Consider the following 14,058-nt stretch of genomic DNA (forward strand, 5'->3'; position numbering starts at 1 on the left):
CCGGAAATGCACCTGAATCACTGACTGACCACACTGCCTCAAGAGTATTGCGATGACGATGTTGAGTAACCTGGCTCCGATCCCAGAACTGTATGTTTCCTATGAATCCGCCCAAAAGCTGAAAGTCGAAGCCGCCGACCTGACCAGCTGGGACCTGACCCCGCGCCAGATCTGTGATCTGGAGTTGCTGATGAACGGCGGGTTCAGCCCGCTCAAGGGCTTTCTGGGTCAGGAAGACTATGACAGCGTGGTCGAAAACATGCGCCTGGCCGACGGAAGCCTTTGGCCGATGCCGATCACGCTGGATGTCAGCGAGGGCTTCGCCGATCGGATTGAACTGGGTCAGGACATTGCGCTGCGCGACCAGGAAGGCGTGATCCTGGCGACCATGACCGTTACCGACCGCTGGACCCCGGACAAGTCGCGTGAGGCCGAGAAGGTGTTCGGTGCCGATGATGATGCGCACCCCGCCGTGAACTACCTGCACAACGTGGCAGGCAAGGTCTATCTGGGCGGTCCCGTGACCGGTATCCAGCCGCCGGTGCACTATGACTTCAAGGCCCGCCGCGACACCCCGAACGAGCTGCGCGCCTATTTCCGCAAGCTGGGCTGGCGCCGCATCGTCGCCTTCCAGACCCGCAACCCGCTGCACCGCGCACACCAGGAACTGACCTTCCGCGCCGCGCGTGAGGCTCAGGCCAACCTGCTGATCCACCCGGTCGTGGGCCTGACCAAGCCCGGCGATGTCGATCACTTCACCCGCGTGCGCTGCTACGAGGCGGTACTGGACAAGTACCCGGCTTCGACCACCACGATGAGCCTGCTGAACCTGGCGATGCGCATGGCCGGCCCGCGCGAGGCGGTCTGGCACGGCCTGATCCGCAAGAACCACGGCTGCACTCACTTCATCGTCGGCCGCGACCATGCCGGCCCGGGCAAGAACAGCCAGGGCAAGGATTTCTACGGCCCCTACGACGCACAGGACCTGTTCCGCAAATATCAGGACGAGATCGGCATCGAGATGGTCGATTTCAAACACATGGTCTATGTGCAAGAACGCGCCCAGTACGAACCCGCGGACGAGATCGAGGACCGCGACAACGTCACGATTTTGAACATCTCGGGCACCGAACTGCGCCGCCGTCTGCGCGAAGGCATCGATATCCCTGAGTGGTTCTCGTTCCCCGAGGTGGTCGAGCAGCTGCGCCGCCGCTATCCGCCGCGCAGCCAGCAGGGCTTTACCGTATTCTTCACCGGTTTCTCGGGCTCGGGCAAATCGACCATCGCCAACGCTCTGATGGTCAAGCTGATGGAGATGGGCGGCCGTCCCGTCACGTTGCTGGACGGTGACATCGTCCGCAAGAACCTCAGCTCGGAACTGGGCTTCTCGAAGGAACACCGCGACCTGAACATCCGTCGCATCGGCTATGTGGCCTCCGAGATCACCAAGAACGGCGGCATCGCCATCTGTGCCCCGATCGCGCCCTACGCCACCACCCGCCGCGCCGTGCGCGAGGAGATCGAGCAATTCGGCGCGTTCTGCGAAGTTCACGTGGCCACAAGCATCGAGGAATGCGAGCGCCGCGACCGCAAGGGCCTGTACAAGCTGGCGCGCGAAGGCAAGATCAAGGAATTCACCGGAATTTCGGACCCTTACGATGTGCCGGAAAACCCGGAACTGCGCGTCGAGACCGAGAATGTGGACGTGGACAACTGCGCCCATCAGGTTCTGCTGAAGCTGGAAAGCATGGGATTGATCGCCGGATCCTGAGCCACAGCCAACTGCTATCAACACGGACCCCCGGAGACATCTCCGGGGGTCTTTCATTTCCAGAACACTGCTTTGAACACCCCCCTTCCATCCGCGCAGATTTGCGGTAGTTCGACGTTTCATCCAGAAAATGCTACTATTTGACATATTTTGCGCAGACATAATTTATCTGCATCCTTTGGGAGGGTGAACATATGGCAACTCAGAAAAATACCGACGATGGCGGAGCCATGTTTGCGGGAGACAACCGCGCGGCGGTAATTGCCGACTACAAGATCGCCCAGTTTTCCCGGTTGCAACTTCCGGCGTTGATGGCTTCGCCGGCTGTGGCAGGGTGCCTGACACCATTTATCCCCATAGACTGGCTGCTGGACCTTCTGAAGTCGATCCGGACCTACGCGGATTGGGTGAAGGAATGCGACAAGATCAAAGCCAAGATTCAAAAGGCGCTGGATACACTGCAGCCGCCGCCCCAGGATCACCCTTTGGGGCTTGTCGTGCCACCGGTTCCGCCGACGCCCGGCACGACCCGTCTTCGCCAGATCCTTGAGGTCATCGATGCGGCCAAGACCGCTGCCGGCAACATGGAGCCAGACTCGGCGCGCGACAGTCTCAAAGAGGCCAAGGACATGATGCACCACGACTCGGTCAAAGCCGAGTTCCGCCGGCTGAACGACGTGGATGGCTGGTATGACATTCTGGAGGAATTGCAGGACGCGATCGATTACCTGGAACGTGTCTCGCGGCGCTGACCCACTCCGGCAGAGCCAAAGTGCGCGTGTTGCACAGTCAGCCTGTTGAGAGCTGATCCCGCAGGGCCTCGGCAGCCCTCAGTTCGAACTCTCCATAGATGGCGGCCTGTGGCTGCATCGCCCGCAGATACGGCAAGCGCTTTTCATAGTCTTCCACCGATAGCATCTGCACGGCCTGCTGGATGTCCGCCTCGGTTTCGCACAGGATCATCCCCTTGGTGTCGAGGAAGTCGCCGATATTAGGGCACCCCCAATAGATCGGGACTGTCGAACACAGAACGGCGTCGATCAGCTTCTCCGAGAAGTAGTTCCTCTCGCGCACGTTTTCGATGACGACCGAATAACGATAAGGTGCCAACCCGTCTGACTTGTTCTCGAACGGCTGATAGCCGCGGCCCATGATGTCGATGTCAGCGCCTGTGTCGCGGGCCCAATCGATCAGCCTGTGCCTCAGCTGGTGCCCCTCCAGATCGCGCTTCGCCGACGCGATCAGCGAGCATGACCGCGTCTTTACGACGCTCAGATCCTGCCACTCGGGGACTTGGGTCACGCCATAGGGCAGGAAAACCGCGTTGGGCAGGCTGTTCAGCAATACGTCGTGAAAGGTGAACACCCGGAAAAACCGTCGCCAGGTCCAGCGCAGCATCCGGTCGTGCTTGCCATGTATGGCCGATGGCTCGCCCATCATCAGCGATATCCGAGCCCGCGTGCCGCGTCGCATGCGCAGGTGTACGGTGGAATTGGGATACATGATCAGGTGGTCGGTGGGCGCGAGGTCACCTACGGTCTTTCCTGACAGGCGCTCGGGGCAGCCCAGCGGCCAATTCAGATCTGCCAGCGGAACCGAAGCGAGCTTTGGCCCCAAGCGGTGCCCATAGGGCAGAATCGCGATCGCAGGTTCGGTCATTGCAGGCTGTCCGGCAGGTCGGTCTGGCCACGCATCAGGACAAACCCGCGGCCGGCAACCTTGATGCCCGTCATCGCATCCGTTGGCCCGACCCGCGTTACAGTCGCCTGACCAGGGCGGCCCATGTCGTGGCCTTGTTCGGCGACAAAGCTCTCTTTCGGCATCAGCCCGTATTTCCACAGGTAAGCCGCCATTGCACCGGTAGCGGAGCCGGTGAACGGATCTTCCGGTGGGCTGGGCGGTGCCAGCAACAAACGCGAGAACGTATCCCCTTGAGCCGTAGCCCCCTGCAGGGTCACAAGGAAAGGTTCGGCCATGTCAGAGCCGGCATATCCGGCAGTTTCCGCCACCCGTTGCAGTGCATCCACATTCAGTTGTGCCGCGCGCAAGGCTGCATGATCCCGCAGAACTGTAATGCAAAATGGAAGCCCGGTCGAAACCATCTGCGGCGGCGAAATGATCGCGCTTGCAGGTAGGCCGATCGCAGCGGCAACAAGGTCTTCTGGCACCCGCGTGCCGAATTCGGGCGCGATCTGGGTCATCTCAATCTGGTCGCCATGCAGCTGGATTGACACGATTCCTGCTCCGGTTTCCAGCGTCAGTGCGTCACCAGATATCATTCCACGATGGCGCATGGCAGCCACAGTCGCAATCGTCGGGTGTCCGGCAAAGGGAATTTCACGGCTGGCCAGGAAGTACCGCACTCGAATATCCGCCACATCCGATGGTCCGGTAAATGTGCATTCGACCAAAGACGTCTCGCGGACAAACGCCGTGCAGACCGTTTCCGGCAAATGCGCGCCACCATGTACGACTGCACAGCCATTTCCGCCGAATGCCGTGTCGCTGAAGGCATCCACCCAATCGAAATCGAACCAGCTCATGCGCCCTCTCGTGCTTGCAGTCAGAAAGTGCCGGGAATGCAAACCCGCGGGTGGCATGTTTGACGCCTCACGCGCCGCTTGTCACGCTGAATCGGTCTGTGCCCGTGTCAGTGCACGGCCACCGGAGACAGGTCATGCTGCCGCGCCAGTACGAAGGCCAGCTTTCGATCGGCGACAAGCGCCAGTTGCTGCCCATCTGAATCGTGAACGGCATAAAGATGATCCAGATCACCCACCTGCGTGCGAACCTCGTGCGGCAGGTTGGCCACGTTCACGGCCTTCACATAGACGATCCGATTGCCTTCGGTGTTGATTTCATACGGTGTATTCATGGCTTACCCCTTCCTTATGTTGATCGTCTGCACAACGGTTTCGGGCACGGCGCGGGTCAGGTCGATATGCAGAAGGCCATTTTCCATGATGGCCTCGCCGACCTCGACACCGTCGGCCAGCACGAACATGCGCTGGAACTGACGGGCCGCGATGCCGCGGTGCAGGAACACGCGCCCCTCGCTGTCGTCGCGCTGACGGCCCCGGATCACCAGTTGCCGATCTTCGATGGTGATCGACAGGTCATCCTCGGCAAACCCGGCCACGGCCAAGGTAATGCGGTAGGAATGATCCGACGTCTGTTCGATGTTGTAGGGCGGATACCCTTCGTTTCCGGCCTTTGCAGACCGTTCCAGAAGGCGTTCCAGCTGCTCGAACCCCAGAAGATGCGGGTATGAGCCAAGAGTAAGTTTTGACACGTTTTCTCGTCCTTCATTGTCAAAGCGACGTGATGCGCGGCCCCGTAACGGCAGCTGCGCACAAGACAATATGGGATGAAACGTGTGTCTCCACAAGGTCTAGGCGGATTCACTTGAACGCACTATCTTGTGTAACACGCACCACCAGCCACACATGAGTCGCCCATGAATGCGCCCACCGACATTTCGATGAAAACCGACGAGGTTCTGCGCGTCGAACTGGAGGTGTTTCGCCAGCAGCACCGCGACCTGGACGAGGCAATCAAGGCGCTCGAAGCGACCGGCACCGCTGATCAGTTGACGGTGAAGCGGCTGAAGAAACAAAAGCTGCGCCTGAAGGATATCATCCGGCTGATCGAGGATCGTCTGACCCCTGACATCATCGCCTGATCCTGCGCGGTCAACCGCATTGCCACGCAAGCGGATTTCACTATAGTGCGCGCTTCCTAACGCACGCGGGGAACAGGGCGGATGAGCGAGATCAAGGTCGGAATCATCATGGGCAGCCAGTCGGACTGGCCCACCATGAAAGGCGCTGCAGAGATACTGGACGAACTGGGCGTGGCCTACGAGACCAAGATCGTCTCGGCCCACCGCACGCCGGATCGTTTGTGGGAGTACGGCAAGACCGCCGTGCAGCGCGGGCTGCAGGTGATCATCGCCGGCGCCGGCGGTGCCGCACATCTGCCGGGGATGATGGCGTCCAAGACGCGGGTACCGGTGATCGGCGTTCCGGTGCAGACACGGGCTCTGTCCGGTGTCGACTCGCTCTATTCCATCGTGCAGATGCCCAAGGGTTTCCCGGTTGCGACCATGGCCATCGGATCGGCCGGCGGCGCCAATGCCGGCCTGATGGCCGCCGGTATTCTGGCCCTGCAGGACGCAGCCCTGGCCGACCGGCTGGACGCCTGGCGCGCGGCGCTGTCGGACTCGATCCCCGAGGAGCCCCGCGATGAGTGACCCCTTGCAGCCGGGCGCGGTGATCGGAATTCTGGGCGGCGGCCAGCTGGGTCGGATGCTGTCGATGGCCGCGGCGCGGCTGGGCTTCGTGACCCATATCTTCGAGCCGGGCGCCAACCCGCCGGCGGGCCAGGTGGCGCATCGCGTGACCACCGCACCTTATGAGGATGCCGAGGCGCTGGCCGCTTTTGCGCAATCGGTCGATGTCATCACCTACGAGTTCGAAAACATCCCGACCGAGGCGCTGGACGTTCTGGAATCGCACCGCCCCATCCGCCCCGGTCGCGAGGCGCTGCGGGTCAGTCAGGACCGGCTGACCGAAAAGACATTCCTGCAAGGCCTGGGCCTGAACACCGCACCCTTTGCCGATGTGACCGACATGGACAGCCTGCAGGCCGCCATCGCACGGATCGGCACGCCGGCGATCCTCAAGACCCGCCGCTTCGGCTATGACGGAAAGGGGCAGGCGCGGCTGAAGTCGCCCGAGGACGCACAGGCCGCACTGGCCGACATGCGGGGTGCACCCGCCATCTTGGAAGGCTTCGTCAATTTCAGCCACGAGGTGTCCATCATCGCCGCCCGCGGGCTGGACGGCCAGGTGGCCTGCTTCGACCCTGGCGAGAACGTGCATCGCGACGGCATCCTGCACACGACCACGGTGCCCGCGCGCCTGTCCCCTGCCCTGCGGACCGACGCGGTGCTGCTGGCCGCGAATATCCTGAACGCGCTGGACTATGTCGGCGTCATGGGGGTCGAGCTGTTCGTGACGCCGCAGGGCCTGATCGTGAACGAGATCGCGCCGCGCGTTCACAACTCGGGTCACTGGACTCAGAACGGCTGTGCGGTCGATCAGTTCGAACAGCATATCCGCGCTGTGGCCGGCTGGCCGCTGGGCGACGGGCAGCGTCACGCGGATGTGGTGATGGAGAACCTGATCGGCGACGACATGGACCGCGTGCCCGAGCTTGCGCAACAGCGTGACGTGGCCCTGCACCTGTATGGCAAGGCCGAGGTCAAGCCGGGCCGCAAGATGGGCCATTTCAACCGGATCGAACGCTAGCGCGCCGCGGCGACGAACCGCCCGGCGATATCCCCCGACAGGAAACTGACCCGGCCGCCGGCGATGGTTGCCGCCACGCGCTGCGTTTCGGCGTCCAGAATGACCAGGTCGGCGCGTTTGCCGGGTTGCAGCGACCCGCGGTCCCCGAGGCCAAGCACCCGCGCGGGACCCGACGACACCAGTGCCCATGCACCCGCCAGATTCAGCAACCCTGAATTCATCAGCATCAGCGCCGCCCTGCGCGGGCTGGGATAGTGGTAATCCGACGCCAGCGCATCGCACAGCCCCATGGCGATCAGGTCCAGCGCGCTTACATTGCCCTTGTGCGATCCGCCCCGCACCACGTTGGGCGAGCCCAGAATGACGTGATCCCCCGCGGCCTTGGCCGCCTCGGCCGCCTCGAGCGTCTCGGGAAATTCGGCGACATGCACGCCGCGCGCGCGCCAGTGGGAACGGGCCTGTGCCGTCGCGTCGTCATGGCTGCCCAGACGCACGCCTTGCCGGACCAGCGCCGCGCACAGCGCATCAAGCGCGGCGGGAACCTCGGGTGTGCGGGCGTGCATGTCCTGCAGCATCTTCAGATGCGCCTCGGGGCTGCGACCGGCCTTGAGCGCCTGCCCTGTCAATCGCGGCGGGGTGCGCCCCTGCGCCAGACGGTCATGCGGTAGGTGATCGTTGAACACGACATAGGGCACCTGCCAGTCGGCGATGCGCCCCGGCAGGTCGGCATAATCGTCCAGCAGGTGGGTCTCGAACCTCAGCTGCGGGATCAGGTCGGTGACCACGCTGCCCTTCACCGCCGCGATCGCACGGAAAACGTCGGCGGCGAACTTGGGGCCGCGCACGCCGCCCTCCCAGCTGTAGAACTGCGCCAGCACGGCGGTGGTGATGCCATTGGCCGCCAGTTCGGCCTCGGCAGCGCGGATGCCCTCGTCCATCTGCTTCATTGCCCCCCGGCGCGGGGCGATGTGACGCTCGAACCCGTCGCCGTGCAGGTCGATGATGCCCGGCAGGACCAGATAGCCGCTCAGATCAACGACCGGCGTACCGCCGTCTTCTTGGATCAGGCCACCCGCGATCGAGAGGTCGTCACCGACAAGTCCACGGTCAGGGTGCAGAACCTGCGCCCCGGAAAAGGTCAGTTCCAATGTGGTCATCGCGTGGGTTCCGAGGCGGGTTCGGCGCAGTCCTCTCCGATGCAGATCTCATCGATGATGTCCATCACACCGTCCAGCCAGGTTATGTTGGGATCGAATTCGCCGAACTCGATGAAGTGCAAAGCCTGCGCCATGACCTGCGGGTTGTTCATCATGAACGTATGAGTCACCGGCAGCACGATGTGGTCGGCCATGCCCTGGACTTTGGTTTCTTCGACAGCGACTTTGCCGTCATCCGGCCCATCGACCAGCGACGAAAACACCGGATTCAGCGAGTTCTCACCTGCAATCACCCCCAGTTCGAAGTCGACCGGCGGCAGGCGACGCGGAATGCCTTCGGGACCCGTACCCAGCTGCAGGCCGGCGGGGCCGTTCAACAGACCAAACACTTCCCAATCACCCAGTTCATCGACCAATTGGCTGCCTTGGTTGGGCGGGCCAAGCATGACGACGCGGCCCAGATTCTGCGGATGGTGATCCTGCAGCCAATAGCGCAACAGGATACCCCCCATCGAATGCGCGACAACGTTGATGGTGTCATCTCCGCATGCCGCAAACGCCTCGGGTATGGTCCGGTCGGCCAGTTCCGGAATCGGAAGATCCGTCGAGCGATAACCCGGTCGCACAACGGTGTACCCGTGCACCTTGAACAACTGCTCCATGACCGAAAACGATGCTTCGGTCCGGGCAAGCCCATGCAGCAGGACAACGCATTTTGCCTGCGCGGCGATCGGCATCAGGCAAATTAATATGAAAAAGAGGATCCGCATGGCTGCCAGATAATGGCTAATCTTCAGAGAGGAAAGACCTAGCGCCGCCTCACGCGCACAACTGCCAATGCAATACCGCCCAAAACCAACCCTGCCCCGGCCATCAGCCGCAGGCTCAGTTGCTCGCCGAGCAGCGCCACACCAGCAATGATCGCAATCACCGGGACGCTCAGCTGAACTACGGCTGCAACGGCAGGCGCCAGTTGGGGCAGCAGACGATACCACAAGGCGTATCCCAACCCCGAGGTTACCCCACCAGATACGGCCGCCAGTCCCAAACCCGCCCAGGTCAAATGCCACGCCGGAGCGCCCGCGACCAAAATGCCAGCGGTTACCGGCAGGGCGACCACAAAGTTTGAGGCAGTTCCAGCAAGCGCATCGGGCTCGGACCGACCGGCAATTGAATACGCAGCCCACCCGACCCCGGCGGCGACCATCAAGGCTGCTCCGGTCGGGTCCACACGCACCTCAGCGCCAGGCCACAGCACCCACGCCAATCCGGCCATTGCAATTGCTGCCCCCGCCACCTGTCGAAAAGTCGGGATCGCCCCGGTCAGGGTGCCGGCCAGAAACATCGAGATCTGGACCACTGCAAACAGGATCAAGGCGCCCAATCCCGCATCAAGTGAGAGATAGGCCACCGAGAACCCGACCATGTACAGCGACAAGGACCCTGCTCCGATTACTCGGCGCCTGTCGAACACCCGCAGGGTGCCACCCCGCGGCACGACCAATGCACAAAGGACCAGCGCACCACAGAGCACGCGAACAACGGCAAAACTCGCCGGGTCGCTGGCTCCGCTCTCCACGGCCAACCTGTTCAGGATGGAATTCGCCGCAAAGGCACACATGGTCAGGGCGGTCAGAAGAAACAGATGCATGCCCCACCAATATCGTGTCCGCACACAATGGACACCCGGTTTCCTGCACTTCCGCGTGACCGGCTGCGGCGATCCCCAGCATTGCAAGCAACGCCGGCCGAAACCCTGCGGAACACCAAATAATACAAAACGGGGCCGCCCGAAGGCGACCCCGTTGAATTTTTTGGTATGACTTTCCCTTGCGGGTTGTCTGAATTCGCTGACGCGAACCCGGACAGTCTTACATCATGCCGCCCATGCCGCCCATGTCGGGCATGCCAGCACCGGCGCCTGCACCTTCTTTGGCGGGCTTGTCGGCAACCATGGCTTCGGTGGTGATCAGCAGACCTGCAACCGATGCAGCGTCTTCCAGAGCGGTACGCACCACTTTGGCCGGGTCGATCACACCGAACTTGAACATGTCGCCATATTCTTCGGTCTGAGCGTTGAAGCCGAAGGCGGTGTCCGAGGACTCGCGCACCTTGCCGGCAACGACGGCACCGTCGACACCTGCGTTTTCAGCAATCTGACGCAGCGGCGCTTCGATGGCCTTGCGAACGATGTTGATACCGGCGTCCTGATCGGCGTTGATACCTTTCAGATCGGCCAGAGCCTTGCCGGCCTGAACCAGGGCAACACCGCCACCCACAACGACACCTTCCTGAACGGCGGCGCGCGTTGCGTTCAGAGCGTCGTCCACACGGTCCTTGCGCTCTTTCACTTCAACTTCGGTCATGCCACCGACGCGGATCACGGCAACACCGCCTGCCAGTTTGGCAACGCGCTCTTGCAGCTTCTCACGGTCGTAGTCGCTGGTGGTTTCTTCGATCTGGGTGCGGATCTGGGCAACGCGTGCTTCGATCTCGGCCTTCTCGCCAGCACCGTCGACGATGGTGGTTTCGTCCTTGGTGATCGACACTTTCTTGGCGGTGCCAAGCATGTCCATGGTGACGTTTTCCAGCTTCATGCCCAGGTCTTCGCTGATGACCTGACCGCCGGTCAGGATTGCGATGTCCTGCAGCATTGCCTTGCGGCGATCGCCGAAGCCCGGAGCTTTGACGGCAGCGATCTTCAGACCACCGCGCAGCTTGTTGACAACCAGAGTTGCCAGCGCTTCGCCTTCCACGTCCTCGGCGATGATCAGCAGCGGCTTCTGCGACTGGATCACCTGCTCGAGCAGCGGAACCATCGGCTGCAGCGAAGAGAGTTTCTTCTCGTGCAGCAGGATCATGCAGTCTTCCAGCTCGGCAACCATCTTGTCAGCGTTGGTGACGAAGTAGGGCGACAGGTAGCCACGGTCGAACTGCATACCTTCGACGACGTCGGTCTCGGTTTCCAGACCTTTGTTCTCTTCGACGGTGATGACGCCTTCGTTGCCGACTTTCTGCATCGCGTCTGCGATCTGGCGGCCGATTTCAGCTTCGCCGTTGGCCGAGATGGTACCAACCTGCGCAACTTCGTCGCTGTCTTTGACTTCGCGGGCAGCGTTCTTGATTTCCTCGACGACTTTGGCGGTTGCCATGTCGATGCCGCGCTTCAGGTCCATCGGGTTCAGGCCTGCTGCGACCTGCTTGAGGCCTTCCTTGACGATGGCCTGAGCCAGAACGGTCGCGGTGGTGGTGCCGTCACCGGCTTCGTCATTGGTGCGGCTGGCGACTTCTTTCACCATCTGCGCGCCCATGTTCTCGAACTTGTCTTCCAGTTCGATTTCCTTGGCGACCGAAACACCGTCTTTGGTGATGCGCGGCGCGCCGAAGGATTTGTCCAGAACCACGTTGCGGCCTTTGGGGCCGAGGGTCACCTTCACAGCATCCGCCAGGATGTTCACACCCTTCAGCATGCGGTTGCGGGCATCGGTGTCGAACTTGACGTCCTTTGCAGACATGTCTTTTTCTCCTCGAGAAATGTTTTTGGAATGAAGATCAGAGCAAGCGCGTGCGCGTTACTCGATGATCCCCATGATGTCGCTTTCTTTCATCATCAGCAGCTCTTCGCCGTCGACGTGGACCTCGGTGCCGGACCATTTGCCGAACAGGATCTTGTCGCCGGGCTTCACAGCCATCGCGATCAGTTCGCCGCTGTCTTTCCGCGCGCCTTCGCCGGTTGCAACAACTTCCCCTTCGCTGGGCTTTTCTTTTGCGCTGTCGGGAATGATCAGGCCGCCTGCGGTTTTCTCTTCGCTTTCGGTACGGCGAACCAGCACGCGGTCATGAAGCGGTTTCAATGCCATCTTTGCAGCTCCTTGGGCTCAAAGGTTGTTTTCCTCCCCCCGCGGTCTTGCGGGGTGTTAGCACTCAGCTTGGTCGAGTGCTAACGACGCATAGCTAGGGGGTGATTTCCGGCGAGTCAACAATCGGTGATGATTTTTTTTGCGCCCAGCTGGCAGTGGGCCTAGTCAGGTCGGATCTTCCCAGCTGTAAGCCCAATGCTTCAGCCCTTCGGACCCGGAGGGCGACAGTTCATAGACGCCCTTTGCCACCTTTTCGAACCAGCCATAATGGTTTTCGCGCATGAGGCGCGTCGCCGCCGCAACGCCCGTGGCACTGGCGACCTCAGCGCCTTTGGTCGCCCCGTGTTCGGCCAGGTGCGCGGCACATTTCAGGGCATCCTGCCGATAGGCAGTGACGATACCGTGCCGAGTTGCCCCACCTGAGTTCGGATCCCCTTCCAGCCGCTCGAACTCGCGCAACAGTCGCGCAGCTTTGGCCTTGTTCTTTCGCGGCGTATAGGGGGCGGGGTCACAATGGACTTCAACCCGTCCATCCGCACGAACGGTGATCAACCCCAGCCCCAACCGACGACACAGGGACAGGTTGTCCCGCAGCGCCCGGCGCGCTGACCGGCCGGTGGGCTTGCAGACGGCCACATAGACCTGATCCGATACCTTCAACCGGGTCACAGCCTGATGGAACAAGGCCAGCGAAAACCTCAGCTTCAATTCAACAATCACTGGATCGCAACCGGGCTTGACGGCCACGATGTCGGCGGCGCCGACCTCTCCTTTCACGTTGTATCCTTGCCGCTGCAACAGCGCCTTGATCGGAGGATAGAGATCCTGTTCGCGGTTCATGACGCCATGCTATGGTTTTTTCAGAGAAACGCCATACGGATACACGGCTTGCGCGCGGTAGGCGGGCGTGGCTATCTGTTCCCAAGTTCTTTCAGCCACAATCGGAATGGTCTCGATGCGCCTGTTTCTTTTTGCCTTGCTTGCTGCTCTGCATCCAATTTTGGCCCATGCCGCCTGTGACGGGCGCGATTTGCGGCAAGACATGACGCCTGAGGCCCGGGCCGAGTTGAACGCGGCCACCAGTCAGATGGCATATCCCGAAGGCAATCACTGGATTGCACAGAGGGACAACACTGTTTTGCATCTGATCGGCACATTGCACGTCAACGATCCGCGAATGGGCCCGGTGGTGGAGCGGTTGGCACCGACGTTGAGCGAGGCCGACGCGTTTTACTTCGAGATCACCCAATCCGACATGTCCGCTTTCGAACAAGACCTGGCCAAGGATTTCAGCCCGGTCCTGATCAACTCTGGACCAACTCTGATCGATCTGATGAGCGACGAGGACTGGGCCGTGATTTCCAAGGCGCTTTCGGCACGCGGCATTCCCGGTTGGATGGCCGCGAAACTGCGCCCTTGGTTCCTGTCGATGATACTGGGTATGCCACCCTGCATGCTTCAGGTGCCAGATGCAGACCGGGGAATGGATGCGCGCCTGACTGAACTGGCCGAAGCTGCGGGCAAGCCGCAATATTCGTTGGAACAGATCGAAGATCTGATCGCGATCTTCGACAGCCACACGCTTGAAGAGCAGGTGCAGTCTCTGGTGCGCATGGTCGATGCCTTTGACGCCGGCGATGACCACATGGCGACCATGGCCAGCGCATATTTCGAGGAGAAACACGCAGAAATCCTGCAATTCGCCAAGATATATGGGCGCGAGGCTTCGGGCCTGGCGCCCGATGTGTTTGCACAGGAATGGGCCGCATTCGAGGACCAGCTTCTGGTTCAACGCAACAACAACTGGATGGAAACAATCCTGACCATCGAAAACCAGACGGCGGTGATCGCGGTTGGCGCCGGCCATCTGGGTGGAGACCATGGACTTTTGCAACAGCTGGAACGCGCCGGATATCAACTGAGCCGCGCACAGTTCTGAGCGGTCAGCGCTTCTGTCA

At 61.4% G+C, this 14,058-nt stretch carries 16 protein-coding genes; 6 read left to right on the forward strand and 10 right to left on the reverse strand.

The genetic code is table 11. From position 1 onward, the window contains the following. The first annotated feature begins 52 nt into the window (after window positions 1-52). Window positions 53-1,771, forward strand: coding sequence for a bifunctional sulfate adenylyltransferase/adenylylsulfate kinase (locus tag AC2FNZ_RS13675; protein WP_496840974.1), 1,719 nt, complete (start codon window positions 53-55; stop codon window positions 1,769-1,771). 194 nt (window positions 1,772-1,965) lie between these two features. Then, complete coding sequence (locus tag AC2FNZ_RS13680; protein WP_496834007.1) at window positions 1,966-2,523, forward strand: hypothetical protein; 558 nt, start codon at window positions 1,966-1,968, stop codon at window positions 2,521-2,523. A 37-nt stretch (window positions 2,524-2,560) separates the two neighbouring features. Here the strand turns inward: AC2FNZ_RS13680 and AC2FNZ_RS13685 are convergent, their stop codons facing one another. The 4 genes from AC2FNZ_RS13685 to AC2FNZ_RS13700 all read right to left on the reverse strand — a co-directional run bounded on the left by AC2FNZ_RS13685 (window position 2,561) and on the right by AC2FNZ_RS13700 (window position 5,063). After that, window positions 2,561-3,430, reverse strand: a complete 870-nt coding sequence (locus tag AC2FNZ_RS13685) for a hypothetical protein (RefSeq protein ID WP_496840975.1) — start codon at window positions 3,428-3,430, stop codon at window positions 2,561-2,563. After that, entirely contained in the window at window positions 3,427-4,314 is an 888-nt protein-coding gene (locus AC2FNZ_RS13690) for a PhzF family phenazine biosynthesis protein (RefSeq protein ID WP_496840976.1), read from the reverse strand. Before AC2FNZ_RS13690 ends, AC2FNZ_RS13685 begins: the two co-directional genes overlap by 4 nt. 107 nt (window positions 4,315-4,421) lie before the next feature. Then, window positions 4,422-4,646, reverse strand: coding sequence for a DUF1150 family protein (locus AC2FNZ_RS13695; RefSeq protein ID WP_093964659.1), 225 nt, complete (start codon window positions 4,644-4,646; stop codon window positions 4,422-4,424). A 3-nt stretch (window positions 4,647-4,649) separates the two neighbouring features. After that, window positions 4,650-5,063, reverse strand: a complete 414-nt coding sequence (locus tag AC2FNZ_RS13700) for an Hsp20 family protein (protein WP_093964658.1) — start codon at window positions 5,061-5,063, stop codon at window positions 4,650-4,652. Between the two features lie 165 nt (window positions 5,064-5,228). Between AC2FNZ_RS13700 and AC2FNZ_RS13705 the strand changes: the two genes are divergently transcribed. From AC2FNZ_RS13705 to AC2FNZ_RS13715, 3 genes are all read left to right on the forward strand, one after another. Next, window positions 5,229-5,453 carry a YdcH family protein gene (locus tag AC2FNZ_RS13705; RefSeq protein ID WP_005981552.1) on the forward strand — a complete coding sequence of 75 codons (225 nt, stop codon included), beginning with the start codon at window positions 5,229-5,231 and terminating at the stop codon, window positions 5,451-5,453. A gap of 81 nt (window positions 5,454-5,534) precedes the next feature. After that, a complete protein-coding gene (purE, locus tag AC2FNZ_RS13710; RefSeq protein ID WP_480695658.1) occupies window positions 5,535-6,023 on the forward strand; it encodes a 5-(carboxyamino)imidazole ribonucleotide mutase in 489 nt (162 codons plus the stop codon). Further along, window positions 6,016-7,083: a 5-(carboxyamino)imidazole ribonucleotide synthase gene (locus tag AC2FNZ_RS13715; RefSeq protein WP_496840977.1), complete on the forward strand. Its 1,068-nt coding sequence runs from the start codon at window positions 6,016-6,018 to the stop codon at window positions 7,081-7,083. Before purE ends, AC2FNZ_RS13715 begins: the two co-directional genes overlap by 8 nt. On the opposite strand, the gene AC2FNZ_RS13720 is transcribed toward AC2FNZ_RS13715, so the two are convergent. The 6 genes from AC2FNZ_RS13720 to AC2FNZ_RS13745 all read right to left on the reverse strand — a co-directional run bounded on the left by AC2FNZ_RS13720 (window position 7,080) and on the right by AC2FNZ_RS13745 (window position 12,940). Then, window positions 7,080-8,240 (reverse strand): alpha-D-ribose 1-methylphosphonate 5-triphosphate diphosphatase, encoded by a 1,161-nt coding sequence (locus tag AC2FNZ_RS13720; protein ID WP_496840978.1) that lies wholly within the window; start codon window positions 8,238-8,240, stop codon window positions 7,080-7,082. The two genes, AC2FNZ_RS13715 and AC2FNZ_RS13720, sit on opposite strands and share 4 nt — an antisense overlap. Then, entirely contained in the window at window positions 8,237-9,010 is a 774-nt protein-coding gene (locus AC2FNZ_RS13725) for an alpha/beta fold hydrolase (protein ID WP_093964653.1), read from the reverse strand. The genes AC2FNZ_RS13720 and AC2FNZ_RS13725 overlap by 4 nt, the downstream gene beginning before the upstream one ends. A 38-nt stretch (window positions 9,011-9,048) precedes the next feature. Further along, window positions 9,049-9,891: a DMT family transporter gene (locus AC2FNZ_RS13730; RefSeq protein ID WP_496840979.1), complete on the reverse strand. Its 843-nt coding sequence runs from the start codon at window positions 9,889-9,891 to the stop codon at window positions 9,049-9,051. Window positions 9,892-10,111: 220 nt separating this feature from the next. Then, complete coding sequence (groL, locus tag AC2FNZ_RS13735; RefSeq protein WP_093964651.1) at window positions 10,112-11,755, reverse strand: chaperonin GroEL; 1,644 nt, start codon at window positions 11,753-11,755, stop codon at window positions 10,112-10,114. A 57-nt stretch (window positions 11,756-11,812) separates the two neighbouring features. Beyond that, window positions 11,813-12,100 (reverse strand): co-chaperone GroES, encoded by a 288-nt coding sequence (gene groES / locus AC2FNZ_RS13740; RefSeq protein WP_093964650.1) that lies wholly within the window; start codon window positions 12,098-12,100, stop codon window positions 11,813-11,815. Between the two features lie 165 nt (window positions 12,101-12,265). Beyond that, the gene (locus AC2FNZ_RS13745) at window positions 12,266-12,940 is read right to left on the reverse strand and encodes a DUF2161 domain-containing phosphodiesterase (protein WP_093964649.1); all 675 of its coding nucleotides are present in this window, start codon (window positions 12,938-12,940) and stop codon (window positions 12,266-12,268) included. 115 nt (window positions 12,941-13,055) lie between these two features. On the opposite strand from AC2FNZ_RS13745, the gene AC2FNZ_RS13750 reads away from it, so the two are divergent. Then, entirely contained in the window at window positions 13,056-14,039 is a 984-nt protein-coding gene (locus AC2FNZ_RS13750; protein ID WP_496840980.1) for a TraB/GumN family protein, read from the forward strand. The last annotated feature ends 19 nt before the right edge of the window (window positions 14,040-14,058 follow it).

Source organism: Ruegeria sp. SAZA006 (assembly GCF_059613465.1).

What these genes read in the sequence shown, in the direction of transcription:
- AC2FNZ_RS13675 (WP_496840974.1), top strand. Translation starts at nt 53, where the DNA reads ATGACGATGTTGAGTAACCTGGCTCCGATCCCAGAACTGTATGTTTCC.
- AC2FNZ_RS13680 (WP_496834007.1), top strand. Translation starts at nt 1,966, where the DNA reads ATGGCAACTCAGAAAAATACCGACGATGGCGGAGCCATGTTTGCGGGA.
- AC2FNZ_RS13685 (WP_496840975.1), bottom strand. Translation starts at nt 3,430, where the DNA reads ATGACCGAACCTGCGATCGCGATTCTGCCCTATGGGCACCGCTTGGGG.
- AC2FNZ_RS13690 (WP_496840976.1), bottom strand. Translation starts at nt 4,314, where the DNA reads ATGAGCTGGTTCGATTTCGATTGGGTGGATGCCTTCAGCGACACGGCA.
- AC2FNZ_RS13695 (WP_093964659.1), bottom strand. Translation starts at nt 4,646, where the DNA reads ATGAATACACCGTATGAAATCAACACCGAAGGCAATCGGATCGTCTAT.
- AC2FNZ_RS13705 (WP_005981552.1), top strand. Translation starts at nt 5,229, where the DNA reads ATGAATGCGCCCACCGACATTTCGATGAAAACCGACGAGGTTCTGCGC.
- purE (WP_480695658.1), top strand. Translation starts at nt 5,535, where the DNA reads ATGAGCGAGATCAAGGTCGGAATCATCATGGGCAGCCAGTCGGACTGG.
- AC2FNZ_RS13715 (WP_496840977.1), top strand. Translation starts at nt 6,016, where the DNA reads ATGAGTGACCCCTTGCAGCCGGGCGCGGTGATCGGAATTCTGGGCGGC.
- AC2FNZ_RS13720 (WP_496840978.1), bottom strand. Translation starts at nt 8,240, where the DNA reads ATGACCACATTGGAACTGACCTTTTCCGGGGCGCAGGTTCTGCACCCT.
- AC2FNZ_RS13725 (WP_093964653.1), bottom strand. Translation starts at nt 9,010, where the DNA reads ATGCGGATCCTCTTTTTCATATTAATTTGCCTGATGCCGATCGCCGCG.
- AC2FNZ_RS13730 (WP_496840979.1), bottom strand. Translation starts at nt 9,891, where the DNA reads ATGCATCTGTTTCTTCTGACCGCCCTGACCATGTGTGCCTTTGCGGCG.
- groL (WP_093964651.1), bottom strand. Translation starts at nt 11,755, where the DNA reads ATGTCTGCAAAGGACGTCAAGTTCGACACCGATGCCCGCAACCGCATG.
- groES (WP_093964650.1), bottom strand. Translation starts at nt 12,100, where the DNA reads ATGGCATTGAAACCGCTTCATGACCGCGTGCTGGTTCGCCGTACCGAA.
- AC2FNZ_RS13745 (WP_093964649.1), bottom strand. Translation starts at nt 12,940, where the DNA reads ATGAACCGCGAACAGGATCTCTATCCTCCGATCAAGGCGCTGTTGCAG.
- AC2FNZ_RS13750 (WP_496840980.1), top strand. Translation starts at nt 13,056, where the DNA reads ATGCGCCTGTTTCTTTTTGCCTTGCTTGCTGCTCTGCATCCAATTTTG.